This window comes from Mesorhizobium sp. M0862 (genome assembly GCF_040319795.1).
In the GTDB taxonomy this organism is placed as follows: Bacteria; Pseudomonadota; Alphaproteobacteria; order Rhizobiales; family Rhizobiaceae; genus Mesorhizobium.
The window spans coordinates 175,142-201,648 of the sequence record NZ_JAMYOJ010000009.1 but is presented as its reverse complement, the minus strand read 5'-3'; the positions used below and the strand labels follow the sequence as shown (position 1 = coordinate 201,648).

The 26,507-nt window shown below is 62.9% G+C and carries 30 protein-coding genes and 1 pseudogene; 14 read left to right on the top strand and 17 right to left on the bottom strand.

Going from position 1 to position 26,507, the window contains the following annotated elements:
* The first annotated feature begins 179 nt into the window (after positions 1–179).
* Positions 180–2,846 carry an alanine--tRNA ligase gene (gene alaS / locus NKI15_RS16380; RefSeq protein WP_286461055.1) on the top strand — a complete coding sequence of 889 codons (2,667 nt, stop codon included), beginning with the start codon at positions 180–182 and terminating at the stop codon, positions 2,844–2,846.
* Positions 2,847–2,945: 99 nt separating this feature from the next.
* Here the strand turns inward: alaS and NKI15_RS16375 are convergent, their stop codons facing one another.
* Genes NKI15_RS16375 through NKI15_RS16365 form a run of 3 tightly spaced genes read right to left on the bottom strand, consistent with a single transcriptional unit; the run spans position 2,946 to position 5,399 of the window.
* Positions 2,946–3,548: a demethoxyubiquinone hydroxylase family protein gene (locus tag NKI15_RS16375; RefSeq protein ID WP_352514087.1), complete on the bottom strand. Its 603-nt coding sequence runs from the start codon at positions 3,546–3,548 to the stop codon at positions 2,946–2,948.
* A 14-nt stretch (positions 3,549–3,562) separates the two neighbouring features.
* The gene (locus NKI15_RS16370) at positions 3,563–4,177 is read right to left on the bottom strand and encodes a glutathione S-transferase family protein (RefSeq protein WP_023684871.1); all 615 of its coding nucleotides are present in this window, start codon (positions 4,175–4,177) and stop codon (positions 3,563–3,565) included.
* A 10-nt stretch (positions 4,178–4,187) separates the two neighbouring features.
* The gene (locus tag NKI15_RS16365; protein WP_023669114.1) at positions 4,188–5,399 is read right to left on the bottom strand and encodes an NADP-dependent isocitrate dehydrogenase; all 1,212 of its coding nucleotides are present in this window, start codon (positions 5,397–5,399) and stop codon (positions 4,188–4,190) included.
* Between the two features lie 216 nt (positions 5,400–5,615).
* Between NKI15_RS16365 and NKI15_RS16360 the strand changes: the two are divergent.
* A pseudogene (locus NKI15_RS16360) lies at positions 5,616–5,756 on the top strand (RNA methyltransferase); the annotation flags it as partial.
* 578 nt (positions 5,757–6,334) lie between these two features.
* Positions 6,335–7,123 (top strand): glutamate racemase, encoded by a 789-nt coding sequence (murI, locus tag NKI15_RS16355; RefSeq protein WP_023684874.1) that lies wholly within the window; start codon positions 6,335–6,337, stop codon positions 7,121–7,123.
* Positions 7,124–7,211: 88 nt separating this feature from the next.
* On the opposite strand, the gene NKI15_RS16350 is transcribed toward murI, so the two are convergent.
* Positions 7,212–8,594 carry an RNB domain-containing ribonuclease gene (locus tag NKI15_RS16350; protein ID WP_023739393.1) on the bottom strand — a complete coding sequence of 461 codons (1,383 nt, stop codon included), beginning with the start codon at positions 8,592–8,594 and terminating at the stop codon, positions 7,212–7,214.
* A gap of 161 nt (positions 8,595–8,755) precedes the next feature.
* Between NKI15_RS16350 and NKI15_RS16345 the strand changes: the two genes are divergently transcribed.
* A complete protein-coding gene (locus NKI15_RS16345; protein ID WP_023684876.1) occupies positions 8,756–8,944 on the top strand; it encodes a DUF3008 family protein in 189 nt (62 codons plus the stop codon).
* 83 nt (positions 8,945–9,027) lie between these two features.
* Here the strand turns inward: NKI15_RS16345 and NKI15_RS16340 are convergent, their stop codons facing one another.
* The gene (locus NKI15_RS16340; RefSeq protein WP_023690200.1) at positions 9,028–9,228 is read right to left on the bottom strand and encodes a hypothetical protein; all 201 of its coding nucleotides are present in this window, start codon (positions 9,226–9,228) and stop codon (positions 9,028–9,030) included.
* 386 nt (positions 9,229–9,614) lie between these two features.
* On the opposite strand from NKI15_RS16340, the gene rpsD reads away from it, so the two are divergent.
* The 4 genes from rpsD (at position 9,615) to NKI15_RS16320 (ending at position 12,537) form a co-directional block, all read left to right on the top strand.
* Entirely contained in the window at positions 9,615–10,232 is a 618-nt protein-coding gene (gene rpsD, locus NKI15_RS16335) for a 30S ribosomal protein S4 (RefSeq protein ID WP_023669107.1), read from the top strand.
* 107 nt (positions 10,233–10,339) lie between these two features.
* Positions 10,340–11,227, top strand: a complete 888-nt coding sequence (gene ttcA / locus NKI15_RS16330) for a tRNA 2-thiocytidine(32) synthetase TtcA (RefSeq protein WP_023706452.1) — start codon at positions 10,340–10,342, stop codon at positions 11,225–11,227.
* Positions 11,217–12,044, top strand: coding sequence for an inositol monophosphatase family protein (locus tag NKI15_RS16325; protein WP_023684879.1), 828 nt, complete (start codon positions 11,217–11,219; stop codon positions 12,042–12,044). Before ttcA ends, NKI15_RS16325 begins: the two co-directional genes overlap by 11 nt.
* An 85-nt stretch (positions 12,045–12,129) precedes the next feature.
* Entirely contained in the window at positions 12,130–12,537 is a 408-nt protein-coding gene (locus NKI15_RS16320; protein ID WP_023706454.1) for a UCP034077 family protein, read from the top strand.
* Positions 12,538–12,594: 57 nt separating this feature from the next.
* Here the strand turns inward: NKI15_RS16320 and NKI15_RS16315 are convergent, their stop codons facing one another.
* Both NKI15_RS16315 and grxD read right to left on the bottom strand, forming a co-directional pair.
* Complete coding sequence (locus NKI15_RS16315) at positions 12,595–13,863, bottom strand: multidrug effflux MFS transporter (protein ID WP_023684881.1); 1,269 nt, start codon at positions 13,861–13,863, stop codon at positions 12,595–12,597.
* 118 nt (positions 13,864–13,981) lie between these two features.
* Positions 13,982–14,317: a Grx4 family monothiol glutaredoxin gene (gene grxD, locus NKI15_RS16310; protein WP_023669102.1), complete on the bottom strand. Its 336-nt coding sequence runs from the start codon at positions 14,315–14,317 to the stop codon at positions 13,982–13,984.
* A gap of 160 nt (positions 14,318–14,477) precedes the next feature.
* Between grxD and NKI15_RS16305 the strand changes: the two genes are divergently transcribed.
* Positions 14,478–15,287 carry a phosphodiester glycosidase family protein gene (locus NKI15_RS16305; protein WP_023724201.1) on the top strand — a complete coding sequence of 270 codons (810 nt, stop codon included), beginning with the start codon at positions 14,478–14,480 and terminating at the stop codon, positions 15,285–15,287.
* 12 nt (positions 15,288–15,299) lie between these two features.
* On the opposite strand, the gene NKI15_RS16300 is transcribed toward NKI15_RS16305, so the two are convergent.
* The 3 genes from NKI15_RS16300 to purL all read right to left on the bottom strand — a co-directional run bounded on the left by NKI15_RS16300 (position 15,300) and on the right by purL (position 18,385).
* On the bottom strand, positions 15,300–15,533 hold the full coding sequence (locus NKI15_RS16300; protein ID WP_010909092.1) for a BolA/IbaG family iron-sulfur metabolism protein: 234 nt from the start codon (positions 15,531–15,533) through the stop codon (positions 15,300–15,302).
* 99 nt (positions 15,534–15,632) lie between these two features.
* Positions 15,633–16,157 (bottom strand): hypothetical protein, encoded by a 525-nt coding sequence (locus NKI15_RS16295; RefSeq protein WP_023706458.1) that lies wholly within the window; start codon positions 16,155–16,157, stop codon positions 15,633–15,635.
* Positions 16,154–18,385, bottom strand: a complete 2,232-nt coding sequence (purL, locus tag NKI15_RS16290) for a phosphoribosylformylglycinamidine synthase subunit PurL (protein ID WP_023706459.1) — start codon at positions 18,383–18,385, stop codon at positions 16,154–16,156. The genes NKI15_RS16295 and purL overlap by 4 nt, the downstream gene beginning before the upstream one ends.
* 188 nt (positions 18,386–18,573) lie before the next feature.
* Between purL and NKI15_RS16285 the strand changes: the two genes are divergently transcribed.
* Complete coding sequence (locus NKI15_RS16285; protein WP_023669098.1) at positions 18,574–18,738, top strand: hypothetical protein; 165 nt, start codon at positions 18,574–18,576, stop codon at positions 18,736–18,738.
* Between the two features lie 30 nt (positions 18,739–18,768).
* Here NKI15_RS16285 and NKI15_RS16280 read toward each other — a convergent pair whose 3' ends face one another.
* Complete coding sequence (locus NKI15_RS16280) at positions 18,769–20,178, bottom strand: aminotransferase-like domain-containing protein (protein WP_023748567.1); 1,410 nt, start codon at positions 20,176–20,178, stop codon at positions 18,769–18,771.
* Between the two features lie 93 nt (positions 20,179–20,271).
* Here NKI15_RS16280 and NKI15_RS16275 point away from each other — a divergent pair, with 93 nt between their 5' ends.
* The gene (locus tag NKI15_RS16275) at positions 20,272–20,517 is read left to right on the top strand and encodes a DUF1127 domain-containing protein (protein ID WP_023748568.1); all 246 of its coding nucleotides are present in this window, start codon (positions 20,272–20,274) and stop codon (positions 20,515–20,517) included.
* Positions 20,518–20,529: 12 nt separating this feature from the next.
* Here NKI15_RS16275 and NKI15_RS16270 read toward each other — a convergent pair whose 3' ends face one another.
* The 5 genes from NKI15_RS16270 to purC all read right to left on the bottom strand — a co-directional run bounded on the left by NKI15_RS16270 (position 20,530) and on the right by purC (position 23,426).
* Positions 20,530–21,174, bottom strand: a complete 645-nt coding sequence (locus NKI15_RS16270; RefSeq protein ID WP_023748569.1) for a Pr6Pr family membrane protein — start codon at positions 21,172–21,174, stop codon at positions 20,530–20,532.
* Positions 21,175–21,178: 4 nt separating this feature from the next.
* Entirely contained in the window at positions 21,179–21,589 is a 411-nt protein-coding gene (locus tag NKI15_RS16265; protein ID WP_023697575.1) for a hypothetical protein, read from the bottom strand.
* 41 nt (positions 21,590–21,630) lie between these two features.
* Positions 21,631–22,299 (bottom strand): phosphoribosylformylglycinamidine synthase subunit PurQ, encoded by a 669-nt coding sequence (purQ, locus tag NKI15_RS16260; protein ID WP_023711489.1) that lies wholly within the window; start codon positions 22,297–22,299, stop codon positions 21,631–21,633.
* A 1-nt stretch (position 22,300) separates the two neighbouring features.
* Positions 22,301–22,543, bottom strand: a complete 243-nt coding sequence (purS, locus tag NKI15_RS16255; protein ID WP_023669092.1) for a phosphoribosylformylglycinamidine synthase subunit PurS — start codon at positions 22,541–22,543, stop codon at positions 22,301–22,303.
* 88 nt (positions 22,544–22,631) lie between these two features.
* Complete coding sequence (purC, locus tag NKI15_RS16250) at positions 22,632–23,426, bottom strand: phosphoribosylaminoimidazolesuccinocarboxamide synthase (RefSeq protein ID WP_352886360.1); 795 nt, start codon at positions 23,424–23,426, stop codon at positions 22,632–22,634.
* 275 nt (positions 23,427–23,701) lie between these two features.
* Here purC and NKI15_RS16245 point away from each other — a divergent pair, with 275 nt between their 5' ends.
* Both NKI15_RS16245 and NKI15_RS16240 read left to right on the top strand, forming a co-directional pair.
* Positions 23,702–24,022 (top strand): DUF1476 domain-containing protein, encoded by a 321-nt coding sequence (locus NKI15_RS16245; RefSeq protein WP_023669091.1) that lies wholly within the window; start codon positions 23,702–23,704, stop codon positions 24,020–24,022.
* Between the two features lie 127 nt (positions 24,023–24,149).
* The gene (locus tag NKI15_RS16240) at positions 24,150–24,923 is read left to right on the top strand and encodes an HpcH/HpaI aldolase family protein (RefSeq protein WP_023669090.1); all 774 of its coding nucleotides are present in this window, start codon (positions 24,150–24,152) and stop codon (positions 24,921–24,923) included.
* A gap of 19 nt (positions 24,924–24,942) precedes the next feature.
* Here the strand turns inward: NKI15_RS16240 and NKI15_RS16235 are convergent, their stop codons facing one another.
* Positions 24,943–25,497 carry an RBBP9/YdeN family alpha/beta hydrolase gene (locus NKI15_RS16235; RefSeq protein WP_023690188.1) on the bottom strand — a complete coding sequence of 185 codons (555 nt, stop codon included), beginning with the start codon at positions 25,495–25,497 and terminating at the stop codon, positions 24,943–24,945.
* Positions 25,498–25,691: 194 nt separating this feature from the next.
* Here NKI15_RS16235 and NKI15_RS16230 point away from each other — a divergent pair, with 194 nt between their 5' ends.
* Positions 25,692–26,507: a VOC family protein gene (locus NKI15_RS16230; protein ID WP_023706464.1), complete on the top strand. Its 816-nt coding sequence runs from the start codon at positions 25,692–25,694 to the stop codon at positions 26,505–26,507.

The following is a 26,507-nucleotide window of genomic DNA, read 5'->3' as shown; positions in this document are numbered from 1 at the left end:
GCGCCGGCGGTTTTCGTTTTTGGGCAGCGTGAAGCCGGCTTGGCAGTTGCCGGATTGGCCCAATTCCGTGTTTCTGGACAGGGTGGGGCGTGCCCGCTAAAAGGCCAAGTCAATCTTCTAAAAAGCAGAGACCAGTGTCCGCCGGCCGTGCCGGCGGTTTTCGCGAAAAGGCAGCACTCATGAGTGGCGTGAACGAGATCCGGTCGACATTCCTCGACTATTTCCGCAAGGAGGGCCACGAGGTCGTGGCCTCGAGCCCGCTGGTGCCGCGCAACGACCCGACGCTGATGTTCACCAATGCCGGCATGGTGCAGTTCAAGAACGTCTTCACCGGCCTGGAGAAGCGGTCCTATTCGCGCGCCACCACTGCGCAGAAAAGCGTGCGCGCCGGCGGCAAGCACAACGACCTCGACAATGTCGGCTACACCGCGCGCCATCTGACCTTCTTCGAAATGCTCGGCAATTTCTCCTTCGGCGACTATTTCAAGGAGCGCGCCATCGAACTGGCCTGGAACCTGATCACCAAGGAGTTCGGGCTGAACAAGGACAAGCTGCTGGTCACCGTCTATCACACCGATGACGAGGCGGCCGGCTTCTGGAAGAAGATCGCCGGTTTCTCCGATGACCGCATCATCCGCATCCCGACCTCCGACAATTTCTGGGCTATGGGCGACACCGGACCGTGCGGGCCGTGCTCGGAAATCTTCATCGACCGTGGCGAGCACATCTGGGGCGGCCCTCCCGGCAGCCCGGAGGAGGATGGCGACCGCTTCCTTGAATTCTGGAACCTGGTGTTCATGCAATATGAGCAGGTCACCAAGGATGAGCGCATCGACCTGCCGCGGCCGTCGATCGACACCGGCATGGGCCTGGAGCGCATGGCGTCCATCCTGCAAGGGGTGGAGAGCGTCTTCGAGACCGACCTGTTCCGTCATCTGATCGATGCGGCCTCGTCAGCGCTCGGGCAGGGCCCGGACAAGGAGACGGTCGCCTCCTTCCGCGTCATTGCCGATCATCTGCGCTCGTCCTCCTTCCTGGTTGCCGACGGCGTGCTGCCGTCGAACGAAGGCCGCGGCTATGTGCTGCGCCGCATCATGCGCCGCGCCATGCGCCATGCGCAGTTGCTCGGCGCCAAGGAGCCGTTGATGTGGAAGCTGGTGCCGGCGCTAGTGCGTGAGATGGGCCAGGCCTATCCCGAACTGCTGCGCGGCGAACAGCTGATTACCGAGACGCTGAAGCTCGAGGAGACCAGGTTCCGCAAGACGCTGGTGCGCGGCCTCGGCCTGCTCTCGGAGGCGACAGATACGCTGCACGCCGGCGATATGCTGGATGGCGAGACGGCGTTCAAGCTCTATGACACGTACGGCTTCCCGCTCGATCTGACGCAGGACGCACTGCGCCAGCGCAACATCTCGGTCGACCTTGCCGGCTTCACCCATGCGATGGAGCAGCAGAAGGCCGAAGCGCGCAAGCATTGGGCTGGCTCCGGCGACGCGGCCACCGAGACCATCTGGTTTTCTGTACGCGAGAAGGCCGGCGCCACCGAATTCCTCGGCTACGAGACCGAACAGGCGGAAGGCCTCATCCAGGCCCTGGTCAAGGACGGCAAGACAGTCGATAGCGCCGGCAAGGGCGACGCGGTGGCGGTGGTCGTCAACCAGACGCCGTTCTATGGCGAGTCGGGCGGCCAGATGGGCGACACCGGCATCATCTCCGGCGAAGGTTTCTCGATCGAGGTTTCCGACACGCAGAAAAAGGCCGACGGCCTGTTCGTGCATCTGGGCAAGGTGACGAACGGCACGGTCAAGCCAGGTGCAGCCGTCGAGCTGAAGGTTGACCATGCGCGCCGCACCCGGCTGCGTGCCAACCATTCGGCAACGCATCTGATCCATGAGGCGCTGCGCGAGGTGCTGGGCACCCATGTCGCGCAGAAAGGTTCGCTGGTCGCGCCCGAGCGCCTGCGCTTCGACATCTCGCACAACAAGCCGATCTCGGCCGAAGATCTCGAAGAGGTCGAGCGCATGGCCAACGAAATCGTCGTCCAGAACAGCCCGGTGACGACGCGCCTGATGTCGGTCGATGACGCCATTGCCGAGGGCGCCATGGCGCTGTTCGGCGAGAAATATGGTGACGAGGTGCGTGTCGTCTCGATGGGCACCGGCGTGCATGGCGCCAAGGCCAATAGACCCTATTCCGTCGAACTTTGTGGCGGCACCCATGTCCGGGCGACCGGCGATATCGGCCTGGTCCGTGTCGTCTCCGACAGCGCGGTCGCCGCCGGCGTGCGCCGCATCGAGGCGCTGACCGGCGAAGCCGCGCGCAAACATCTCGATGAGCAGGACAGGCGCCTGAAGGCAACTGCGGCCGTGCTGAAGATCTCGCCGGCCGACGTGCCGGCGCGTGTCGAGACGCTGCTCGAGGAGCGCAAGAAGCTCGAGAAGGAGCTGAGCGAAGCGCGCAAGAAACTCGCGCTGGGCGGTGGTGCCGCGGCCGATGCTCCGGCCACCACCGAAACCGTCGCCGGTATCGGCTTCCTCGGCAAAGCGGTTTCCGGCGTGTCGCCGAAGGATTTGAAGCCGCTGGCCGATGCCGGCAAGACATCGCTCGGCTCCGGCGTCGTCGTCTTCGTCGGTGCGGGCGAAGACAACAAGGCAAGCGTCGTGGTCGCCGTGACGGACGATCTCGTCGGCCGCTTCAGCGCTGTCGATCTGGTGCGCGTTGCCTCGGCCGCATTGGGCGGGCAGGGCGGCGGCGGACGGCCCGACATGGCGCAAGCCGGCGGTCCGGACGCCTCGAAGGCCAATGATGCGATCGCCGCGGTGAGGGCGGCGCTGGAGGCAGCCTGAAAGCCACCCTATGTCGTATCTGGTTCGTGTGCGGCTTTCCGGCCTTCGCCGCCGTGCTTGCCATTCTGTGGCTGATAGTGGCAAGCCGGCAATCAGCTCTTAGACGGTCCGTCTAGCTAGTCTAGTTCTTTTCGCCGCCTTCAGGGCGCGCGTCATTCTGCTGGAATCGCCCCAGGTGGACAGCCAGATCAGCACGTCCGTGGCGATCGAAATCAGCGACCGTAAAAAGTTCAGCGCCGGGCCGGGCGATTTCAGCTGCTCTTCGGCGTGATGGAGATGGGCGAGCTCTTCCTCGCGGATCGCCAGGATGAGACCTTGCAAGTCGTGGTCGCGATTGGCGAGGAAAAACAGCTGATCGTCCAGATGGCGATGCACCGCCGCTTCAACCGCCGCCGTGCAGGCCCAGATGCCTTGCGGACCGAGCAGGGCGGTGACAGAACCCAGCAGCCAGCCACCCCAGCTCCAGAATTGCATCACCCGGCACGGTCGCGCCTTCCGCGCCGGCATGGCGGCACGGAAGGCGGCGCAATGCGTGCGCTCGTGCCCGAGCATCTCCGACAAGGATGGCACGCAATCCGGCCAGAAGCGCCTGGCGACAAGAATCTGCGCCGAATAGATCCTGATCGCACCGAACTCACCGGCGTGGTTGACCCTGACAATTCTGGCGATGGTGAGCGCGTCCTGGCGAGATGGGTCAGCCATGGCCCGAACCCATATCAGCCCGCCGCCAGGCTCGGACGTTTTGCGATGCCGTCCCACCAGGCCTGGATGTCGGCGAACGCCGCAAGCAGCTTTTGCCCGTCGGCGACCTTGACGAAATAGGCGATGATGGATGCCGCATGCAGGTCGGCCAGCGTCAGCTGGTCGCCGAGCAGCCACGGCCCGGGAGGCTTGAGTGCGGTGAGCACCCGCAGCACCGTTTCCGCCTGGCGCAGCCCGTTGGCGACCAGTGCCTCGTCTGGCGCTTCCTTCTCAAGCCGCTCGACGGCGACGTCCCAGACCATCGATCTGTAGGCATAGGCGTCGAGCATGCCGATGATCTGGTTCATCGTTGCGCGGGTGCGGGCGTCTTTTGGCTGCAGTGCCGGGCCGTCGAACGCCTCGTCGACATAGCGGGCGATTGCGCTGGTTTCGAACAGGCGAAACCCGTCATGCTCGACGGCCGGAATGCGGCCGAAAGGGTGATGCTCGAAGTACCAGGCGGGAGTGCCCTCGGCGGCAAAGACATCGACCGGCACAAGGTCGTAGTCGATGCCTTTTTCCGCCAGCACGAGGCGGACGATGCGCACATAGACGCTGTAGTCCGCCCCGTAGACGACCGGCTTGGCCATGGCTGCCGGCTTACGCCATCGCCTTCTGCAAATTCTCGTCGATCTTGTCGAGGAAGCCGGTGGTCGACAGCCATGGTTGGTCGGGACCGATCAAGAGCGACAGGTCCTTGGTCATGAAGCCGCTCTCAACCGTCTGGATGCAGACCTTCTCCAGCGTGTCGGCAAATCGCTTCAACTCGGCATTATCGTCGAGCTTGGCGCGGTGGGCGAGGCCGCGCGTCCAGGCGAAGATCGAGGCGATCGAATTGGTCGAGGTTTCCTCGCCCTTCTGGTGCTGGCGATAGTGGCGCGTCACGGTGCCGTGCGCGGCCTCCGCTTCCACCGTCTTGCCGTCCGGCGTCATCAGCACGGAGGTCATCAGGCCGAGCGAGCCAAAACCTTGCGCCACCGTGTCGGACTGGACGTCGCCGTCATAATTCTTGCAGGCCCAGACATAGCCGCCAGACCATTTCAGGGCGGAGGCCACCATGTCGTCGATCAGCCGGTGCTCGTACCACAGCTTCTTCGCCTTGAACTCGGCCTCGAATTCAGCCTCGTAGACCTCCTGGAAAATGTCCTTGAAGCGGCCGTCATAGGCTTTGAGGATGGTGTTCTTGGTCGAGAGATAAACCGGATAATTGCGCAGCAGGCCGTAATTCAGCGAGGCGCGGGCGAATTCGCGGATGGAGTCGTCGAGATTGTACATCGCCATGGCAACGCCGGCGCCGGGTGCGTCGTACACGTCATGCTCGATCACCTTGCCGTCCTCGCCGACGAACTTGATGGTCAGCTTGCCCTTGCCGGGGAAGCGGAAGTCGGTGGCGCGATACTGGTCGCCGAAAGCATGACGGCCGACGATGATGGGCTTGGTCCATCCCGGCACCAGACGCGGCACGTTCTTCATGATGATCGGTTCGCGGAAAATGGTGCCGCCGAGAATGTTACGGATGGTGCCGTTCGGCGACTTCCACATCTTCTTCAGCTTGAATTCCTCGACGCGCTGCTCGTCGGGCGTGATCGTCGCGCATTTCACGCCGACGCCCCATTTCTTGATGGCATTGGCCGAATCGATGGTCACCTGGTCGTTGGTGGCGTCGCGGTGCTCGACGCCGAGGTCGTAATATTCGAGCTTCAGGTCGAGATAAGGGTGGATCAGCTTGTCCTTGATGAACTGCCAGATGATGCGGGTCATCTCGTCGCCGTCGAGCTCGACGACCGGGTTCGCCACCTTGATCTTCGCCATGAAAAGAATGCCTCGCTTTTGGGGAACAAAACGGCCTCGCCCGCATGGCTTCGGCCGGGTATGCGGAGCGTATATCAAAGCCTATTTGGCCGCGCAAACGACGATCCGTGCAGAATGGGTCGTCTGTGCCGCGACCGGTGTTTGCAAAAGCTTCATTTTGCCAAGCGGATATGGCAGGGAACGCTGAAATGCCGCAAACAGCAGTTCATTGAGATCATGTCCGCCGTCGATCATCCTGAAAACGCATCCGCCGCCGGGCCGGCGATCATCCTGGTCGAGCCGCAGCTCGGCGAGAATATCGGTATGGTCGCGCGCGCCATGGCCAATTTCGGCCTTGGCGCGGTTCTGGTCGTTTCCCTCCTGGCCGTGGTCATGCGTGCCAACATCGCCTGGCGACGCAGCCGCGACGCCAACGGCAAAGCCTGGATCCTGTGGTCCTACATCGTGTTCTGCGCCATCTACGCCTTTCTGCAGGCAGGCACGCTGCTGGTCATCGATTTCAACAATCCGGAAAGCACGTCCAGCGGTTTGAACCTGCTGGCGCTGTCGATCTTTGGCCTTTGGTGCACGATTCTGGTGGCTAAGCCGGTGGCGGGCATCAATATCGACGAACTGACATCGGTTTTCGATTTCGATGGCGATACGCCCATGCCTGCGGCATCCGGCCGGACGGCCAGCAGCACGACACAGTCTTCCATGCGCAACGCCACACCGGCCACGCGCTCGGTGCCGTCCGCCCAGCCTCTGGGCCGTCCGCGGCCCGCCGGCTTCGGCAAGCGCGGGCTCTAGAGCAACCGAGGCAAGGTCGTCTTCGCCGGCTTTGCATGGAAGTTGCTAACATTCGCCACTTCAAGGCCATGATGGTTGCAGATAGAACGGCATTGGCCAATGACCGCCAAGCCTTCTGATCCAGCCTCTTTCATGGTCCGATATCAATGAGCCACCGTCCGATACTGATGTTCGATTCCGGCGTTGGCGGATTGACCGTGCTGCGCGAAGCGCGCGTGCTGATGCCCGACCGGCGCTTCGTCTACGTCGCCGATGACAAGGCCTTTCCCTACGGCGCGTGGGAAGAGCCGGCGCTGCAGGCCCATATAGTCGAGCTCTTCGCCAAGCTGCTCGACCGTTTTGATCCGGAAATTTCGGTCGTCGCCTGCAATACCGCTTCGACGCTGGTGATCGATGCGTTGCGGGAAAAATTCCCTGGCCATCCCTTTGTCGGCACCGTGCCGGCGATCAAGCCGGCGGCCGAGCGCACCCGGTCCGGGCTGGTCTCGGTGCTGGCGACGCCGGGCACGGTGAAGCGCCAGTACACGCGCGACCTGATCGGCAAATGGGCGCAGAAATGCCATGTCCGGCTGGTCGGCAGCAACAATCTCGCCGGACTGGCCGAGGCCTACATGCGCGAGGGCTTTGTCGACGAGGAGGCCGTGCGTGCCGAGATCGCACCGTGTTTCGTCCAGCATGACGATTTGCGCACGGACATCGTCGTGCTCGCCTGCACGCACTATCCGTTCCTGGCCAATCGCATGCGCAAGACCGCGCCCTGGCCGGTCGACTGGATCGACCCGGCCGAAGCGATTGCGCGGCGTGCTCTGTCGCTGCTTCCGGCTGTCGACGGGCCATTGCCGCAAAGCGAGCCCGACATCGCCGTCTTTACCTCGGGAAAGGCGGACTTCGCCATCAGCCGGCTGATGCAGGGTTTTGGATTGAGCGCGCGCTAGACTAATGCATGTCGCCCAAAAGTGCGCAGCGGTTTTGGGACAACGACATGCATAAAACGAAAAAACTAAAGCGCGTCGCCGACGCGCTTTAGGCAGGCTCGAAGACAATGACGCGCCGATCCGGATCGGCCGAAACAAGCCTTAGCGTCAGGCCATCGCCCTGCCTGAACCCTGAGGCCTTCACATTAGCAACGACAGGCATGTCCGAGAGCTGAACGCGCACACGCTGATCACCGACGTCGGTGACGACGGCCTTGAATGTTTCACCCATGCGCCCCCTCAGCATTACCGCCTCGGCAAGGTCGATGGCCGCGTGGTTGATCTGCGAGGCGCGGGCGCCTGCGCGGCCCATCACCTTCGGCAGTCTGGAAAACGCCTCGGTAACGGCTTGCGGCACCGGCTGGCCGTTGGCGATGGCCAGCACGCAGCGCACGACGTAGCGATCGGCCAGCCGCCTCAGGGGCGCGGTGGCGTGGGCATAGGTCGCGGCCATCGCCTCGTGCCAGGGGACAACGCCTTCCTCATAGGGTTGGTAGGACGCACCGGAGCCGGCGCGGCGGATTTCCAGCATCAGCGCTGCCTGTTGCCTGTTGGTCGGATCGAGGGTTCGCTGATAGTCGGGCAGGCTGGTCGAAGGAGGCCAGGACAGGCCTAAGGCCCGTGCCGCGCTGCGCAGTCTTTGTACTTTGGAAGCATCGGGCGGCGCCATCACCCGGAACAAGCCGGTCCTGTGTGCCAGCATGGCGTCGGCAATCGCCATGTTGGCGGCCAGCGAAAGTGCTGCGTTGTCTTGCTCGGATTGCAGCAGCGGTCTGAACGCAAGCTGGAACGTGCCATCGGCAAGCTGTTCCACCTCCTGCTCGGGCGGGTCGACGCGCGAAGCGCCGCGACGCTCTTCGGCCGCCGCCATGCGCCGCGCGATTTCGGCGAAGCCGACTGGGACGTCGGCGGCCTGCACGCTGTCATAGGCGAGCTTGGCGCGGCTTTGAATGATTGCCCGCTCCGCGCCATCCAGCCTTACCGCTCCGTCGTCGGCGATCCGGACCGTGAAGATGACAGCCGGACGCGGACCGCTGGGCAGCAAGCTCGCGGCGCCCTCGGCAAGCACCCGGGGATAGAGCCCGGCCTTGCCGTCCGGCAAATACAGGGTTTCGCCCCGCGCCCAGGCTTCGCGATCCACCGCGTCGCCGTCCGCGACGAACCAGGCTACGTCGGCAATCGCATAGTGCAACAGAAGGTCGCTACCGCTCGCTTCGATCGAAAACGCTTGGTCAAGATCGGTGGAAGCCGCGGGATCGAGCGTCACGAAGGGCATCGCGGTGCGGTCGGCATGCTGGTCGGGCACGCGCCTGGCCGCCGTCTGTGCCATGGCCATTACATCAGGGGGAAATGCCTCCGGCACATGGAACTCGGTGCGGATTTTCGCGAGGCCGGTAGCGAGTGCCTGCGAGGGATCGTTCAACGATTTCATGGCGCCGTCCTACACCGGCGTTGCGGGCACGGGAAGGTGGTTTGCCGGCAGTGCCGGCCGACCATGGGCAGGCATGAGCGCGGAACGGAAGTTGACCGCCAGCGCTGGAACCGTCGCCGGAGCGCAACGTTTCTTCCTCTGGCAGCAAAGGAGAAGCCGATATGCCTGCAACCTCAAAAGCACAGCAAAAGGCCGCGGGCGCAGCCCTGTCGGCCAAGCGCGGCGAGACCAGGAAGAGCGAACTTCAAGGCGCGTCGAAGTCGATGTACAATTCGATGAGCGAAAAGCAGCTCGAGGAATTCGCAGAGACCAAGCGCAAAGGCCTGCCGGAGAAGAAATCGGCAGACTGAAACCTTGAACCGAGTCGATAAACAAAGCCCGTGGCCGAAACCACGGGCTTCTTCGGTTCAGGCCAAGCCCGAAACCCCTGACGTCACCAGCAGCGCTTCACCTTGTAGCGGATGACCTTCTTGTGGCCATGCCGCCAGATGACCTTCTTCTTCACCACGACATGGCAGGTCTGACGATGCTTGTGGCCCTGCCAATGCTTGGCCATCGCTGGCTCGGGCACGGCGATCGACATCGTCCCGGCCAGGACGGCCGCACCGACCAACGAGAGGAAAAACTTCTTCATGCGACTTCGGGCTCCTTTGGCTCCAGTCCCTTCCTAAATGCCGTCGGCGCAACAACCTCCCGCCGCATCCGGCACGGCACTCAACGCCAAAGACGTGATATGGTTGCCGGGCCCAGCGCCAGCGACGCGCTTGACTCTGCTCAAATCTCCGTTTAACGAGCGCACCAACACCGGGCCGCAATGCCCGGTTGTTTCTTTTGCATGGCAAGCCCGGGAAAGCAGGTTTATCGTTTCCTGGGTTTTGTCTAGACTGACGTGTCCCGTGGGTTTTCCGCCGCGTTGCGTGGGAAAACCCTGTCAGGCCTCGAAAACGGAGGCCAGAGGAGGGCGCGTTTCCTTCACCCGGACCATGAGGCTCCGGGTGGTTTGTTTTGAAAGGGAATGCGATGAGCAAGCGCGAATCCGCGAAGTACAAGATCGACCGCCGTCTCGGCGAAAACATCTGGGGCCGCCCGAAGTCCCCGGTCAACAAGCGTGAATACGGCCCCGGCCAGCACGGCCAGCGCCGCAAGGGCAAGCTTTCCGATTTCGGCCTGCAGCTGCGCGCCAAGCAGAAGCTGAAGGGTCACTATGGTGATGTCTCCGAAAAGCAGTTCCGCAAAGTCTATGAAGAGGCTGATCGCCGCAAGGGCGACACCTCCGAGAACCTGATCGGCCTGCTCGAGTCGCGTCTCGACGCGGTCGTCTACCGCTCCAAGTTCGTGCCCACCATTTTCGCGGCTCGCCAGTTCGTCAACCACGGCCACGTCAACGTCAACGGCAAGCGCGTCAACATCGGCTCGTACCGTTGCAAGCCGGGCGATGTCGTCGAAGTGCGCGAAAAGTCGAAGCAGCTGGTCATCGTGCTGGAAGCGGTCGGCCTCGCCGAGCGCGACGTGCCGGACTATATCGAAGTCGATCACAACAAGATGGTCGCGACCTTCTCGCGCATCCCCGGCCTGGCCGATGTTCCGTTCGCCGTGCAGATGGAGCCGAACCTGGTCGTCGAATTCTATTCGCGCTAAGCGATCGCTTTTCTGCGATACTGGAAAGGGCCGCCCGTCGAGGCGGCCTTTTCTTTGTCGGCCATGTCCGCTAATCCGGCACTCTCGGCTATGGAAAGCGACAAGCCATGAACATGCTGGCAGACATCGAAACAGTTGAACCGATTGCTGAAGGCGGCTTCCATCCGCTGTTTGCCGAAGTGCCGTCTTCCGTCGAGTTCAACAAACTGCGTAAGCGGCTGTTGCGGTTAACCCGTCAGGCGGTCGAGGATTTCGCCATGGCGAGGCCCGGCGACCGCTGGCTGGTGGCCTTGTCCGGCGGCAAGGATTCCTACGGGCTGCTGGCCGTGCTGCTCGATCTCAAATGGCGCGGGCTGCTGCCGGTCGAGCTGCTGGCCTGCAATCTCGACCAGGGCCAGCCGAATTTTCCGAAGCACATTTTGCCCGACTACCTCGATGCGCATGGCATTGCCCATCGCATCGAGTATCAGGACACCTATTCGGTGGTCACCGACAAGCTGCCTCAGGGCAGCACCTATTGTTCGCTGTGCTCGCGGCTGCGGCGCGGCCATCTCTATCGCATCGCGCGCGAGGAGGGCTGTTCGGCGCTGGTGCTCGGCCACCACCGCGAGGACATTCTCGAAACCTTCTTCATGAATCTGTTCCATGGCGGCCGCCTTGCCGCCATGCCGCCAAAGCTGCTCAACGACGACGGCGACGTCATGGTGCTGCGGCCGCTGAGCTACTGCGCCGAGGTCGATCTGGAAAAATTCGCCGCCGCTATGAAATTCCCGATCATTCCCTGCGATCTCTGCGGCAGCCAGGAAGGCCTGCAGCGCAACGCCATGAAGGCGATGCTGGACGATATGGAAAAGCGCATGCCGGGCCGCAAGGATACGATGCTGCGCGCGCTGTCCAACACCAGGCCGTCGCATCTGCTCGACAGAAAGCTGTTCGACTTTGCCGCCCTCAATGGCAGCCTCAGCACAGGACAAGACATTTCCGATGATATTTGACGACCAAGCGATCGACTGGCTGGCCGAGCTTCTCGCCGATGCAGCCAGGGCCGAAATCATGCCACGCTTTCGCCGGCTGGGCGAGGGCGACATCAGACAGAAGACCTCGGCTGCCGACCTGGTGACCGAGGCCGACATCAACGCCGAGCGGCTGATCACGGCCAGGCTGCGCGAGCGCTATCCCACGGCGATGATCGTCGGCGAGGAAGCCTGTTCCGACAATCCGGCGCTGCTTCAGGGGCTCGGCGATGCCGACCTCGCCTTCGTCGTCGACCCGGTCGACGGCACCTTCAACTTCGCCTCCGGCGTGCCGCTCTTCGGCGTCATGCTGAGCGTCGTCGTCAAGGGCGAAACCGTCGCCGGTATCATCCATGACCCCGTAGGCCGGGACTGGCTGATCGGCGCCAAGGGCGCCGGCAGCCATATCCGCCATGCGCATGGCGCGCTGGAGACGGTGCACGTCGCCGATGCCGTGCCGATCTCGCAGATGACCGGCTCCGTCTCCTGGCAATATCTGGCGGAACCGCAACGCTCGCTCCTGGCGCGCAACCAGACCAAGACCCTGTCGCAGTTCGGCTATCGCTGCGCGGCACATGAATACCGTCTTCTGGCCAGCGGCCATGCCCATTTCGTCGTCTACAACAAACTGATGCCGTGGGACCATCTGGTCGGTGTGCTGATCCACGCCGAGGCCGGCGGCTACACCGCGCGGATCGACGGTAGCGCCTATCTGCCCTCGCATATCGACGGCGGCATTCTTGTCGCCCCGGACAAGGAAAGCTGGCAGGAGTTGCGCAGGGAACTCTGGGCGCAATAGTCGGTCCAACTGCCGGTAGACGCTTTCGTCAAGTATATTGGCTCTGTTATAGTGGTCCAATCTCTCGCGAAGCCGGAGCCGCGAAATGAAACATCGGTCCGCAATTGTCGCAACGGCACTTGCACTTGCCCTGGTCGCCTGCGCCACTGAGGCACGATCGCAGGAGCGCGCGTGTCGTAGCCCCGATCCCATCGACACCATCGACGAAATGTTCGACGCGATCTTTGCCTGTTGGCAGCCGCCGCCTGGAAGTGCTGGCCTGACCCTGACGCTGAGTTTTTCAATTCGCAAAAACGGCACGCTGATGGGCAAGCCGCGCGCCACTTTCTCCCATATGGGAGATGATGCCTCGCTCAACCGGGTCTTTGTGTCATCCGTGCTCGAAGCGCTCGACAAGGCTCTGCCGATGCCGCTGTCGGACAGCATGGGTGGCGCCATCGCAGGGCGCCCGCTGTTCCCTCGTTTCACGGCAGTGATTGGCGGCGCATCCTGAAACGCGTCGCATAAAGGTGGATGCGGTTTTGAGACCAACAATCTCAAGGCGCGTCGCTCAATGCAGGTCGGTGACGTGCCCTGAAATGGGTGGGTTGTGCGGCTGGAACATCTTGCCGCGCTCGGCGATCAGGATCATCAGCAGGGCCGCGACCGAGACGCTGCAGAAGCCGGCGGCAAGCGGCGTCACCGTGCCGTTGAAGGCCTGGCCGATCAGCGTGCCGAGGATGCCGCCGAGAAAAGTCTGCATGAAGCCCAGGATGGACGACGCGGTGCCCGCCAGTTGGCCGAGCGGTTCCATCGCGAGCGCGTTGAAATTGGCGCCGAGCGCGCCGAACGGGAGCATCGCACTGGCGAAGAAGGTGATGAACAGCCAGAGTGGCATCTTCATTTGAAGCGAAACGGTGAGCCAGGCAAGGCTGATCACCAGGAACAACAGCAGTGCGCTCTGCGACAGGCGGCGCATGCCGATGCGGCCGACCAGGCGCGAGTTGAGGTAGTTCGAAAAAGCGAGAACGCCGGCGACACCCGCGAAGATGACAGGAAACAATTCGCCGACATGAAAAATGTCGACATAGATCTGCTGTGCGGAGGCGATGAAGCCGAACATGGCGGCGAAAATGAAGGTGCTGGCAAAGGCGTAGCAAAGCGCCATGCGGTTGGTGAGCACGATGCGGAAACCACCGACGACGGATGAGACTGTCAGCGGCCGGCGGTACTCCGGATGCAGCGTCTCCGGCAGCCGCAGCAGCGACCACGCCGACACGATCAGCGCTCCGACGGCCATGGTGACGAAGATCCAGTGCCATGTTGCGAACAGCATGATGAACTGGCCGATCCCAGGCGCGATCACCGGGATGGCCATGAACACCATGAAGATCAGAGACATCACCTCGGCCATGCGCCGACCGTCGAACGTGTCGCGCACGATCGAGACGGCGATGACGCGGGTCGCCGCCGCACCGATGCCTTGCACCAGCCGGCACAGCAGCAGGACGGCGAATGACGGGGCGATGGCGGCAGCTGCCGCCGCCACGACATAAATCGCCAGCCCGGCAACGAGTGGCGCGCGGCGCCCGAACCGGTCCGAGATCGGTCCGAAGAAAAGCTGTCCGCCACCGAAGCCCAATATATAGGCGGTGATCACATACTGGCGGTGGTTTTCATTCTCAACGCCAAGCGTGGCGCCGATTTGCTGCAGTGCCGGCAGCATGATGTCGATGGCCAGCGAGTTCAACGCCATCAGTGCCGCGCAAAGCGCGATGAATTCCCAGCGCGGAATAGGCAATTTGCGTGCCTGTTGCGGCGCTTTTGCTGGCTGGTCCACGGCGGGTCCGATCTTCAAAACGAATATGCGCCGGCATGCCGGCGCATAAGTTCGTCCTCACTCCGATAGGGGGAGGTAACATTTTGCCGGGGCGGGGCTGCCCCGTCTCAACTCAGAATCAGGCTGTCGCTTTGACGCTGACGCCCTTGTCGACGAGCAACGTCTGCAGCTCGCCCGCCTGGAACATTTCGCGGATGATGTCGCAGCCGCCGACGAATTCGCCCTTGACGTAAAGCTGCGGGATCGTCGGCCAGTTCGAATATTCCTTGATGCCTTGGCGCAGTTCGGCCGAGGTCAGCACGTCGACGCCCTTGTAGTCGGCGCCGATGTAATCGAGGATCTGGACGACCTGGCCGGAAAAGCCGCACTGCGGAAAACCGGGCGTGCCCTTCATGAAAAGGACGACGTCGTTGCCCTTCACTTCGCTGTCGATGTAGTCGTTGATGCCGCTCATGAGATATCCTTTCACGCCTGTGGGAGTCAGGCTCGAAGCATAGCCATCAAATAAACCCATAGATGGGCCGAAACAAGATGTTTGCGCCGCCGTCGCGGAAATGGCGCAAAGGATCGCCTGTCTTGGGCCAAGCATCCCTGCCGATTGCAGCCTCCGGGACATGATGAAAAGACGATATGGCGCCGCCCTTCCGATCGCCATCCTGCTGGCCGCGATTGCCGTTGTCTGGTGGCCGAGACGCCCGGAGCCGCCGCCGCTGGTCATTGGCGGTGACCTGCCCGCGCCTTGCCGGAATGTCGCCTTCGAGGCGGTGACCTATGTCGTCTGCACGGTCGACCTGCGGACCTACAACCTCGCTGTCTTTCACGTCGGTGCCGACGGCAAGCCCTTCGGCTCGCTGGAGGCCTTCGGCAAGGCGGTTGCGGGCGAGGGGAGGCCGGTGCTGCTCGCCATGAATGGCGGCATGTATCACGAGGATTTGTCGCCGGTCGGCCTGCTGGTCGAGAACGGCAGCGAAAAGTCGCCGCTCAACCTTGCCGATAGCGAAGGTAATTTCTTCCTGAAGCCGAACGGCGTCTTTCTGGTCGGCAAGGACGGCAAGGCGGCTGTCATGGAAAGCAACGCCTATGCCGCCGCCAAACCCGATGTCGCCTTCGCCACGCAGTCGGGCCCGATGCTGGTGATCGATGGCCAGATTCATCCACGCTTCGAGCCGAACGGAACCTCGCGCTACGTCCGCAACGGCGTCGGCGTGCGCGATGAAAACACCGTTTTGCTGGCGATCTCGCGGTCTGAGGTAAGTTTCGGCAGCTTTGCGCGGCTGTTTCGCGACGCGCTACAATGCCGCAACGCGCTGTTCCTCGACGGCGCGGTCTCCGCGCTGTCGGATGGCGACAGGATGATTGTCGGCGGAAGATATCCGGCAGGGCCGATCATTGCCGTGTTGGCAAGCCAGCCGCCGACGCGCTAGGCCAGCCTGGCGTCAGTCCGGCACACTGGTCTGCAACGCCAGCGCGTGCAGCACGCCGCCCATATTGCCCTTCAGCGCATCATAGACCATCTGGTGCTGCTGGACGCGGCTCTTTCCGCGGAAGCTTTCGGCCACCACTTCGGCTGCATAGTGATCGCCGTCACCGGCGAGGTCGCGGATCGTCACCTTGGCGTCCGGAATGCCGTCCTTGATCAGTTTTTCGATGTCGTGGGCATCCATTGCCATGGCAAAATCCTGTTCTGGGCGGCTAGGCACGAGTGACTCGGACGGCAGCCTAAAGCCTTTCTGGTCCGGGTTGAAGCCGTTCTGTCGGCGACGCAGTGTCTAAGGGCCATCCTGCCGCGGGTGAACCACACCATCTTCTGTAATGTCGTCGCGGGTCGAGAACCCCCGGCCAAGGCTGAACACCAGGACATAGAGCGGGATGTTGAGCGCCAGGGTGATAATCGGGAGATAGCTGGTCATCTGCCACAAGGGCGAAAAGAATGGTTGGCCATAGCCGTCGCAGATCAGCGATGACCCGTATTCCCACAGCGCGCCGGTAATGACCGCAATGGCAAATAGCTTGATGCAGGTGGCGACATGCCTTGCGCGCGCCGGGTTCGGCAAAAGGCGGCTCCACAGCACCAGGCAGACGATGGGGATCGCATAGATCAGACTTTGCAAGGCCAGCATCTGCAGTGTGCCATTGGCCGCCTCAAGGAACTGGTCACGCCTTTCCAGCAGCGGACAGACCTCGCTCGAGGTCGTCGACAGCAGGAAAAAGACGAACGGCCCGAGGAACCAGAAGAAGAACAGCGACGGCCAGAAGACGACTGCGATCAGCGTCCGGGCTGCCAGGCTGGTCAACTGGACTTGTCCATGAAGTTCGGGAACCAGCCTTCGTGGGCAGCGGTCAATTCGCTGACCGGGATCGCCCTGGCATCGCCGAGCTTCACTTCGTTTCCACCGGTCGAGCCGATCCATGGCGCAAAGATGCCGAGCCTGCTCTGTTCGTCGCGGATGGCGTCCCATTCCTTGCTCTGCGGATCGACGGACAGCGTCAGGAGGTAGCGGCCCTGGTCCTCGCCGAACCAGACCGGGATCGGGTCGGTGCCGGCGAGCCCCGGAATGGTGGCGCCGATGCCGGACGCCATCGCCATTTCGGCCAGGGCTATCGCCAGGCCGCCATCGGAAAGGTCATGCGCCGCGGTCACGACGCCCGACGCGATCAGCGCGCGCACGTGGTCGCCGACGCGCTTTTCATGGGCGAGGTCGACGGGTGGCGGCGGCCCGTCGGTCCGACCGTGAATGTCTCTGAAATAGGCGGACTGGCCGAGATGGCTGCCCCAGCTTGGGGGCGCGCCGACCAGCAGGATCATCTGGCCCTCGGCGGCAAAGCCGATACGGGTCATCTTCGACCAGTCGGCAATCAGCCCCACGCCGCCGATGGTCGGCGTCGGCAGGATACCTTGGCCATTGGTTTCGTTGTAGAGCGAGACATTGCCCGACACGATCGGGAAGCCGAGCGCCCGGCAGGCATCGCCAATGCCTTTCACCGCGCCGACCAGTTGGCCCATGATCTCAGGCCGTTCCGGATTGCCGAAATTGAGGTTGTCGGTGGCCGCCAGCGGCAGCGCGCCGGTGGCGGTGAGGTTGCGCCAGCATTCGGCCACCGCCTGCTTGCCGCCTTCGTACGGGTCGGCCTCGCAATAGCGCGGCGTGACGTCGGAGGAGAAGGCGAGCGCCTTGGTCGGATGGCCTTCGACGCGCACCACGCCGGCGTCGCCGCCGGGAAGCTGCAGCGAATTGCCCTGGATCAGCGTGTCGTACTGCTCCCACACCCAGCGGCGCGACGACAGGTTCGGCCCGCCGAGCAGTTTCAACAGCGCATCGGCAACGTCGGCCTTCGGCGCATCGCCGGCTGCGAGCGCCGCCGGCTTCTTCGGCTCGACCCAGGGGCGGTCATATTCCGGCGCCTTGTCGCCAAGGTCCTTGATCGGCAGATTGGCGACCTCGTCGCCCTGATGGATGACGCGGAAACGCAGATCGTCGGTGGTCTTGCCGACGATAGCGAAGTCGAGGCCCCATTTGTGGAAGATCGCCTCGGCTTCCTTTTCCTTCTCGGGGCGCAGCACCATCAGCATGCGCTCCTGACTCTCCGACAGCATCATCTCATAGGCGCTCATGCGCTCTTCGCGCACCGGCACCTGGTCGAGGTGAAGCTCGATGCCGAGGTCGCCCTTGGCGCCCATCTCGACCGCCGAACAGGTGAGGCCGGCCGCACCCATGTCCTGGATGGCGATGACGGCGCCAGACGCCATCAGCTCAAGACAGGCTTCGAGCAGGCATTTTTCGGTGAAGGGATCGCCGACCTGCACGGTCGGGCGCTTCTCGTCGATCTTGTCGTCGAACTCGGCCGAGGCCATCGTGGCGCCGCCGACGCCGTCGCGCCCGGTCTTGGCGCCGAGATAGACGACCGGCAGGCCGACGCCCTTGGCTTCCGACAGGAAGATCGCATCGGTCTTGGCGAGGCCCGCGGCAAAGGCGTTGACCAGGATGTTGCCGTTGTAGCGGGCGTCGAAATTGACCTCGCCGCCGACGGTCGGCACGCCAAAGGCGTTGCCGTATCCTCCGACGCCGGAAACCACGCCGCTGACCAGGTGCCTGGTCTTGGGATGGTCCGGTGCGCCGAAGCGCAAAGCGTTCATCGCCGCAATCGGCCGCGCGCCCATGGTGAAGACGTCGCGCAATATGCCGCCGACGCCGGTCGCCGCACCCTGGTAGGGCTCGATGTAGGAGGGATGGTTGTGGCTCTCCATCTTGAAGACGACGCAGTCGCCGTCGCCGATATCGACCACGCCGGCGTTCTCGCCCGGACCCTGGATGACCTGCGGCCCGGTGGTCGGCAGCGTGCGCAGCCATTTCTTCGAGGATTTGTAGGAGCAGTGCTCATTCCACATCGCCGAGAAGATGCCGAGTTCGGTAAAGCTCGGTTCGCGCCCGACCAGATCGAGGATGCGCTGGTATTCGTCGGGCTTCAGCCCATGCGCGGCTATGAGTTCCGGGGTGATCGGCACGGAATTGGAAATGGTCATGGGCGGCGATTGATGTCCATGGGAGAGGGGAATTTGAGTCCCCTCATATCGCAAGCTTTGGCGTGATACACCCCATTGGATGACGAAAAACGCCGGAAAACCACAGGGCGACGATGGTAGCGGGGAGCCGCTGGGGAACGCTATGGCATCCCGGCCGTTAGGCCTCAAACCAATCAGGAGATTTCGACATGGCCACCAAGCAAGGCAAGAAAGACAATCGCCTCTCCGACAAGGAGGCCATGCATATTGCCGAGACCACCGACGTTTCGCCCAAGCAGGCCAAGGACCTGGCCGAGAAGCACGGCAAGGACAAGGGCGCGAAGGAAGCCAAAAACTTCAAGGCAGAGGGCTGAACCTGAAGATCGGGATACAGGAGGATCGAGTCAGGACGAACTGTCGTAGCCGGCGCGGCCTTCCTCCAGCAGCCGCCGGATCACCGCGACGCCGCCGGTGATGTCCTCGCGCCGCCTTGGCTGCGAGACGCCGAAACGCACGCCGTGAAAAACCTGCTCGGAACGCCCCGCCTTGAACTCGTCCTCGTCGTCGAGGAGCACGCCATTTTCGAGGCATGCGCTCCTGAAAGTGCCGGACAGCCAGGGATCGGGCAGCGTCAGCCAGACGAAGGGCACGCTGCCGTGTGACTTGAAGGCGAAACCGGCCAGTGTCTCGCGCACGATGGCGATCCGGGCGGCAATTTCGGCAATGCTGCGTTTGCGGATATCGCCAGCCTGCCCTGACAGCACCAGCCGCGCATTCACCTCCGCCAGCAGGAACGGCATTCCGCCGGTCATCATCTTGTGGGCGACGCGGATGCGATGGCGATAGGCGGGCGGGCAGGAGAGCCAGCCGCCGCGAACACCTGCCGCGACCGATTTCGACAGACCGCCGGCGACAATGGTGCGCTCGGGCGCATATTCGGCGATGAGCGGCGTCGGATCTTCGGTCAGGCCGCCATAGAGATCGTCCTCGATGACGATGACATTGTACGCGCGCGCGACGCGGGCGATCGCCTCGCGGCGCGAAACCGACAGGATCGCCAGCGTCGGGTTCTGCACCGTCGGCATCAGGAAGATCATCTTCGGGTGCTTCTGCGCGCAGACGCGTTCGAAATCCTCGGGATCGAGGCCTTCTTCGTCCGATGCCACCAGTGCTATGCGCCGCCCGATCAGCCCGGCGCTGCGGGCGATCTGCGAATAGGTGAGGTGCTCGAAGACGACATAGTCGCCCGGCGTGGTCAGTGCCGCAATCGCCGCCATCACCGCGGCATGCGTGCCAAGCGTGGGAACGATGGTGTCGGCCGCCGGACGGAACGAATTGCGCGACAGCCACCGGGCGCCGGCCTCGAACCAGCGCTCCGGAAAATCCCTGGTGTAGCTCGAAATCTCGTGCGGGTGTTCCTGCACCGTGCGCGAGAGCATGTCAGCGACAATGGCGCCCTGGCCGATGTCGGGCGCGGCAGTGCTGTCGAAACGCAGTTTGCCGGGCGGCGCATCGACATAGCGCGTGCCTTGCACGGCAGGCTCGGCGAATTCGGGTGACGCTTCCGATTGCTGCGCCAGCACATAGGTCCCGCGACCGACTTCGCCGCTCACCAGGCCGCGCTCGCGCAGCAGCTGATAGGCTCGGCCGATCGTGCCGACCGTCGTGCCGATATCATAGGCGAGATCGCGCTGCGGCGGCAATTTTGCCCCGGCATCGATGACGCCCTTGTCGATGTCCGACTCGATGCTGTCGGCAAGGCGCTGGTAAAGCGGGCCGGAACCGATGGTGAGGTCAGGGAGCCAATTTGTCATGGTGACAATTCTGTATATTGCACCAGATCGGGTGTCAATGCATATCAGAACCGTACCAAGATGGGTACAATTTGCAAGGTTGGCAGAAAGACAATGGATACAATCGAGACAATTCGCTGCGCGGGCATTGAATTCGTCGGGCCTTGCCCGTCCAGCCGGCGAGGCTTTGTCGGCCGGATCGTGCATGTGGTCAGATCGCTGGCGCGATGGATCGACGTGCTGATCGAGCGCCGTCGCGGCCGCCTGGCTTTGCTCGAAATGACCGACGAGCAGCTCAGGGACATCGGTGTGTCGCGTGACGACGCTCACCGCGAAGGCATCAGGCGATTCTGGGACTAACTTGTAGTCTGGTCAGCGGCGTGTGCCCGGAGCCCTGAGGCGTGAGACGCCCTTATCGGCAAGCACGGCGAGGATGCACAGCACCAGGAAAACACCGGTGACGGCCAGCGCCGCAAGGGCGACGTTGGCCGCGCCGTTTTTCGCAACGTCGAGGAACGGGTAGGGCACTTCGCCTGCGATCGGTGCGCGCGCCAGCGCATAGGCGAGATAGGCGATCGGATAGGCCATCCACCACGAAATGTCGCTCCAGCGTGTCCTGCCGTCAGCGCCTGCAATAAGCCACCACAGCACGAACAGCACCGGCGTCACATAGTGCAGCAGCACGTCACAGAGCAGGAACAGCCCCTGCGGCTGCCAGAGCTGCGCCAGAACCGTCGCATAGACGATGAAGACAAGCGCGATGGACACGGCGACGCCGGCCCGCATCCGCGGTCCGGCAAAGGCGGGCAGCCAGGCGTAGCCCGAAGGCGACAGCAGCGAGACATGGACCAGCACCGCACCGATGTTGGTCAGGATGGTGAAGAAGCTGAACAGAAAGACGATGGAGCCGAGAAAACTGCGGCCGGCCTCCATCGATGCCGGGATGGTGATGCACGCTTGCAGGACAAGCCCGGCCAGACCTATGACCAATCCCGCAAACTGCAGGAAGCGGCCCATGGCGTCAGGCGGCCGCGTTGCAGGAGGGGTTGCCCGTTTGCCAGCGCGCAATGTCGGATCCGATGCGCGCGCCGAGCGGATCGTCCATCAGCGGACCGAACACGTCGACGCGGCTGGAATTGCCTTGCGCCTGGACGACCAGCAGCGGCTTGCCGCCATAATGCTTGGCCGGCACCAGCAGGAAGCGGGGCGTGCCGCTGAACGAATTCAGCTCATTGGCCATCTGATAGGATTTGAAGGCGGGATCCTTGCTGGCGATCCAGCATTTGTGGGCCGATATCGCTACCTGTTCCATGGCCAGCAGCGAAGCGCTCTTGCCCGTGGGGACCGGCGCGCTCTTCGGGCTGGACTGGCAGGACGCCAACGCCAAGCCGGCAGCAGCCAGGGGACCTAGGCGAACAATCATCAGTCTCATGGTCAACCGCCCCCGCGTTTTGAAAGGAATTCGAAGAGATATCAGGCGGCGATGCCGAGCGCGCCTTCGAACAGGGCGCGGCCGTCGCTTCCGCCATGCGCTGCCTCGATCAGGTTTTCGGGATGCGGCATCAGGCCGAGCACATTGCCCTTCTCGCTGACGATACCGGCAATGTCGTTCATCGAGCCATTGGGATTGCTGCCCTCGGCATAGCGAAACACCACCTGTCCTTCGCCTTCGAGACGGGCAAGCGTGTCGGCGTCGGCGAAATAATTGCCGTCGTGATGCGCCACCGGCGTGCGGATGATCTGACCCGGCTGGTAGCGGCGGGTGAACATGGTGTTGGCGTTGGCGATTTCGAGCTTCACCTCTCGGCAGACGAATTTCAGCGAGGCATTGCGCATCAGCGCGCCGGGCAAAAGGCCAGCCTCGACCAGGATCTGGAAGCCGTTGCAGACGCCGATGACCATGACGCCCTTGGCCGCCTTTTCCGCCACCGCCCGCATGACCGGCATGCGCGCGGCAATGGCGCCGCAACGCAGATAGTCGCCGAACGAGAAGCCGCCGGGAATGGCGATCAGGTCGACATCGGGGATTTCGGTGTCGGTCTGCCAGACGGTCGCCGGCGCCTGCCCGGAGATCTTGGTCAGCGCCGCAATCATGTCGCGGTCGCGGTTGAGGCCGGGGAGAAGAACGACAGCTGATTTCATATCAAGCGATCTCCACCGCGTAATTCTCGATCACCGTATTCGCCAGCAGCTTGTCGCACATGGCTTTCAGATCGGCTTCAGCCTTGGCCTTGTCGGTCTCCGAGAGCTCGAGGTCGAAGACCTTGCCCTGCCGCACCTGGCCGACGCCGCCGAACCCCAGTCCGGACAGAGCGTGCTCTATGGCTTTTCCCTGCGGGTCGAGCACGCCGTTCTTGAGGGTGACGGTGATGCGGGCCTTGATCATGCTGGACAGGTTCCTGTTCGAAGACTTAGCAATTCCAGGAAAAGTCTGAAGCGGTTTTTCGTCCGGAATTGCGTCAAGAAATGAAGACTTAGTGCGGCTTGCCTTTGAGGCCATCGGTCGAGGCGACGAGCACCGGGCCGGTCGGGCGCGGCGGCTCGTTCTCGTTCATGATGCCGAGGCGGCGGGCAACTTCCTGATAGGCTTCGACGAGGCCGCCCATATCGCGGCGGAAACGGTCCTTGTCGAGCTTGTCCTGCGTTGCCACGTCCCACAGCCGGCACGAATCCGGCGAGATCTCGTCGGCAACGACGATGCGCATCATGTCGCCCTCGAACAGGCGGCCGCATTCGATCTTGAAATCGACGAGTTGGATGCCGACACCCATGAACAGGCCGGAGAGGAAGTCGTTGACGCGGATGGCCAGCGCCATGACGTCGTCGATCTCCTGCGGGCTTGCCCAGCCGAAAGCGGTGATGTGCTCTTCCGACACCATCGGATCGTCGAGCGCATCGGCCTTATAATAGAATTCGATGATCGAGCGCGGCAGAACGGTGCCTTCCTCGATGCCGAGGCGCTTGGACAGCGAGCCGGCGGCGACATTGCGCACCACCACTTCGAGCGGAATAATCTCGACTTCCTTGATCAACTGCTCGCGCATGTTGAGCCGGCGGATGAAGTGGGTCGGAATGCCCATGCGGTTCAGATGGTTGAAGATGTACTCGGAAATGCGGTTGTTGAGCACACCCTTGCCGTCGATGACCTCATGTTTCTTCTTGTTGAATGCGGTCGCATCATCCTTGAAGAACTGGATAAGTGTGCCCGGTTCCGGTCCCTCATAGAGGATCTTGGCCTTGCCTTCATAAACGCGGCGGCGATTTTTCATCTGATTTTTCTCTGGATTTGCGGGCAGGCGGCAAGCGACCAGTTCCTGTCCGTCTGCCTAAATTGGTGCGGCGACGGGTGGGGTTCAATGCCGGGTCTATCCCAATCACAGCGTTTGCTCAATCGGCAAATCCTTTCCATCGACCGCTTTCAGGAATGAAATGCCGCAGCGCAGCAAGCGATGTAGCATATTGACCGGCCCGCGCCCTTTTGGTTTGTGCTGCGGCAGCACACATATCCATCACCAACGCGAATCGATTTCATCGGAGGGAAGCCATGAGCAGCATGAAAGACCGCGAAGAGGGTTTTGAGCGCAAATTCGCCTTCGACGAAGAACTTCGCTTCAAGGCTTCGGCACGCCGCAACAAGGCGCTTGGCCTGTGGGCAGCCGAAAAGCTGGGCAAGTCCGGCACTGACGCCGACGCCTATGCCAAGGAAGTTGTGGTTTCCGACATCGAGGAAGCTGGCGATCACGACGTATTCCGCAAGATCCGCAAGGATTTCGACGCCGCCGGCGTCGACCAGTCGGATCACCAGATCCGCCGCACCATGGACGAATTGATGGCGCAGGCGATCGAGCAGATCAAGAACACCTAGAGCGAGTAGCGCTGGACCAATCGACCGCCCGGTCCAGCCGGGCGGTTTTTCTTTGCCTTTTCAGCCTTTTCCGGCTGAAACTGTGCGTAGGCCTGTTACAAGGCTCTACCCAACGAGGAAAGCACCCATGTCCCTGAAGTCACGCCTGGCGGCGGATGAAACGCTGTTCACCGCCTGGTCCGGCGTTCCGGACGCTTTGACGGTCGAAATCATCGCCAAGCAGGGTTTTGACGCCGTCACGCTCGACATGCAGCATGGCGGACACCACGAAGACTCGGTCTTGCGCGGCCTGGTGCCGGTGCTGGCCGCCAACAAGCCGGCGCTGGTGCGCATTCCGGTCGGCCGCTTCGACATGGCCAGCCGCGCCCTCGATTTCGGTGCCGAGGCGGTGATTGCACCGATGGTGAATTCGGTGGCCGATGCAAAACTCTTTGCCGCGGCGATGAAATATCCGCCGATGGGCGAGCGCTCCTGGGGCCCGACCTATGCTTTTCCGCGCCATGGCAAAGGCGACCACGCCGAATGGCTGCGCGACACCAATCAACGCACCATGGCCTTTGCCATGGTCGAAACGCGCGCCGCACTCGATGCGCTGGACGGCATCCTCGACACGCCGGGCATTGACGGCATCTTCCTCGGCCCATCGGATTTCTCCATCGCCTGGTCGAATGGCGCCACCGTCAATTCGACGCTGGAAAGCATGATGGAAACCGTCGCCTCCATCGCCGAGCGGACGCGCAAGGCGGGCAAGCATGCGGCGATCTACGTCGTTGAGCCGGCGATTGCCGGCCGCGTCGTGGCGATGGGCTACCGGCTGCTGGCGATGGGCTCGGACCATGCGCTGATTTCGCTCGGCGCAAAGATACTCATCAAAAGCATGAACGATTCGATAAAGGGCTGAGGCGTGGTGCCTTGCCCGGTCAGGCCTTGAGGTCGGTCAGGAACTTGGCGAAGGTCATCGACCCTTCCGGCCACGGGCCGAAGCCGGCATCCTCATTGAGGTGACCGGTTTCGCCGGCATCGATGAACAGCGAACCCCAGGCAGCGGCAATGTCCTCGGCAACCTCGAAGGCGCAGAACGGATCGTTGCGGCTGGCGATGACGATGGACGGGAAGGGCAGCGGTTCGCGCGCATAGGGACCAAAGGTCATCAGGTGACGCGGCCTTATCTCCGGGTTGGCGACGTCGGGCGGCGCGACAAAAAACGCGCCGGCGACCGGCTTCCTGAACTGCGGAATGGCCTGCACCGCGGCCGCCACACCGAGCGAATGGGCAACGATCACCACCGGCCGCTCGGCCTCGTTGACAGCGTTCGCCACGCTCGTCGTCCAGTCCTCGCGCACCGGCTTCGACCACTCCGCCTGCTCGACCCGGCGCGCCGTCGACAGTTTCGACTGCCAGCGTGTCTGCCAGTGTTCGGGGCCGGAATTGGTGTAGCCCGGCACGATCAGAATATCTGCGTCTTTGACTTTCATGGCGCTGAGATAGCGAGCGGCCGTGTCTCGTGCAACCCGCGCTGACGCATGCGGTGCATCACAATCGTGAACAACCTGTTCGATTCTTTCCATCTTGTGTGAACGATCAGGATCGACGATTTGAGGCAGGAAGAGATCGACAACAGAATAGACTGGTGGCGCGGCCTGGGATAATGCGCTGAACGGAGAGTTTTATGAGCGAACTGCCTTTTGCCGCGACGACCCCCGTCAGCGTTTCACGCGTGGGCCTGAAGGCGCGCGACGCCGAAGGACTTGCCGATTACTACCGGGCTGTTGTCGGCCTGCAGGAATTGAGCCGCGCCGATGGCGCCATCACGCTGGGCGCTGCAGAGCGCCCGCTGCTGGTCATCGAGCCTGACGCAGCGGCCAAGCCCGACGATCCGCGCAGCGCCGGCCTTTTCCACACCGCTTTCCTTCTGCCCAGCCGCGCCGATCTCGGCCGTTGGATAAACCATGCCGCCGCCAACAAGATCCGCATCGAGGGCGCCTCCGACCATCTGGTCAGCGAGGCTTTGTACCTGACCGACCCCGAAGGCAACGGCATTGAAATCTATAGGGACCGTCTGCCGCAGGAGTGGAAGTGGAACGGCGACAAGATCGCCATGGCGACCGAGCGGCTGAATCTGGCCGCCGTGGTTGGCAGCGTGCCGGCCGGTGACGCCGGCTGGCAGGGCGCGCCGCAAAACAGCATTATCGGCCATGTCCATCTGCGCGTCGGCCGGCCGGAAGATGCCGAGGCCTGGTGGCACGACGAATTTGGCTTCGACACGGTCGCTAAGTATGGAGGGCAGGCGGTGTTCCTGTCGTCGGGAGGCTACCACCATCATATCGGTGGCAATTCGTGGCACAGCGCCGGCGCCGGCCGCCGCGATCCGTCCCGCTCGGGGCTGGCCTGGGTCGAGATGCGCTCGGACAAGGCAACCGAGGAAACGAGCCGTGAAGATCCGTGGGGCACGGTTATCCGCACCGTGCCGGGCACCGCAGGCTGA

Bases quoted from the DNA above. Each gene is read 5' to 3' on its own strand.
- alaS (WP_286461055.1), top strand. From the start codon at position 180: ATGAGTGGCGTGAACGAGATCCGGTCGACATTCCTCGACTATTTCCGC.
- NKI15_RS16375 (WP_352514087.1), bottom strand. From the start codon at position 3,548: ATGGCTGACCCATCTCGCCAGGACGCGCTCACCATCGCCAGAATTGTC.
- NKI15_RS16370 (WP_023684871.1), bottom strand. From the start codon at position 4,177: ATGGCCAAGCCGGTCGTCTACGGGGCGGACTACAGCGTCTATGTGCGC.
- NKI15_RS16365 (WP_023669114.1), bottom strand. From the start codon at position 5,399: ATGGCGAAGATCAAGGTGGCGAACCCGGTCGTCGAGCTCGACGGCGAC.
- murI (WP_023684874.1), top strand. From the start codon at position 6,335: ATGAGCCACCGTCCGATACTGATGTTCGATTCCGGCGTTGGCGGATTG.
- NKI15_RS16350 (WP_023739393.1), bottom strand. From the start codon at position 8,594: ATGAAATCGTTGAACGATCCCTCGCAGGCACTCGCTACCGGCCTCGCG.
- NKI15_RS16345 (WP_023684876.1), top strand. From the start codon at position 8,756: ATGCCTGCAACCTCAAAAGCACAGCAAAAGGCCGCGGGCGCAGCCCTG.
- NKI15_RS16340 (WP_023690200.1), bottom strand. From the start codon at position 9,228: ATGAAGAAGTTTTTCCTCTCGTTGGTCGGTGCGGCCGTCCTGGCCGGG.
- rpsD (WP_023669107.1), top strand. From the start codon at position 9,615: ATGAGCAAGCGCGAATCCGCGAAGTACAAGATCGACCGCCGTCTCGGC.
- ttcA (WP_023706452.1), top strand. From the start codon at position 10,340: ATGAACATGCTGGCAGACATCGAAACAGTTGAACCGATTGCTGAAGGC.
- NKI15_RS16325 (WP_023684879.1), top strand. From the start codon at position 11,217: ATGATATTTGACGACCAAGCGATCGACTGGCTGGCCGAGCTTCTCGCC.
- NKI15_RS16320 (WP_023706454.1), top strand. From the start codon at position 12,130: ATGAAACATCGGTCCGCAATTGTCGCAACGGCACTTGCACTTGCCCTG.
- grxD (WP_023669102.1), bottom strand. From the start codon at position 14,317: ATGAGCGGCATCAACGACTACATCGACAGCGAAGTGAAGGGCAACGAC.
- NKI15_RS16305 (WP_023724201.1), top strand. From the start codon at position 14,478: ATGATGAAAAGACGATATGGCGCCGCCCTTCCGATCGCCATCCTGCTG.
- NKI15_RS16300 (WP_010909092.1), bottom strand. From the start codon at position 15,533: ATGGCAATGGATGCCCACGACATCGAAAAACTGATCAAGGACGGCATT.
- purL (WP_023706459.1), bottom strand. From the start codon at position 18,385: ATGACCATTTCCAATTCCGTGCCGATCACCCCGGAACTCATAGCCGCG.
- NKI15_RS16285 (WP_023669098.1), top strand. From the start codon at position 18,574: ATGGCCACCAAGCAAGGCAAGAAAGACAATCGCCTCTCCGACAAGGAG.
- NKI15_RS16280 (WP_023748567.1), bottom strand. From the start codon at position 20,178: ATGACAAATTGGCTCCCTGACCTCACCATCGGTTCCGGCCCGCTTTAC.
- NKI15_RS16275 (WP_023748568.1), top strand. From the start codon at position 20,272: ATGGATACAATCGAGACAATTCGCTGCGCGGGCATTGAATTCGTCGGG.
- NKI15_RS16270 (WP_023748569.1), bottom strand. From the start codon at position 21,174: ATGGGCCGCTTCCTGCAGTTTGCGGGATTGGTCATAGGTCTGGCCGGG.
- NKI15_RS16265 (WP_023697575.1), bottom strand. From the start codon at position 21,589: ATGAGACTGATGATTGTTCGCCTAGGTCCCCTGGCTGCTGCCGGCTTG.
- purQ (WP_023711489.1), bottom strand. From the start codon at position 22,299: ATGAAATCAGCTGTCGTTCTTCTCCCCGGCCTCAACCGCGACCGCGAC.
- purS (WP_023669092.1), bottom strand. From the start codon at position 22,543: ATGATCAAGGCCCGCATCACCGTCACCCTCAAGAACGGCGTGCTCGAC.
- purC (WP_352886360.1), bottom strand. From the start codon at position 23,426: ATGAAAAATCGCCGCCGCGTTTATGAAGGCAAGGCCAAGATCCTCTAT.
- NKI15_RS16245 (WP_023669091.1), top strand. From the start codon at position 23,702: ATGAGCAGCATGAAAGACCGCGAAGAGGGTTTTGAGCGCAAATTCGCC.
- NKI15_RS16240 (WP_023669090.1), top strand. From the start codon at position 24,150: ATGTCCCTGAAGTCACGCCTGGCGGCGGATGAAACGCTGTTCACCGCC.
- NKI15_RS16235 (WP_023690188.1), bottom strand. From the start codon at position 25,497: ATGAAAGTCAAAGACGCAGATATTCTGATCGTGCCGGGCTACACCAAT.
- NKI15_RS16230 (WP_023706464.1), top strand. From the start codon at position 25,692: ATGAGCGAACTGCCTTTTGCCGCGACGACCCCCGTCAGCGTTTCACGC.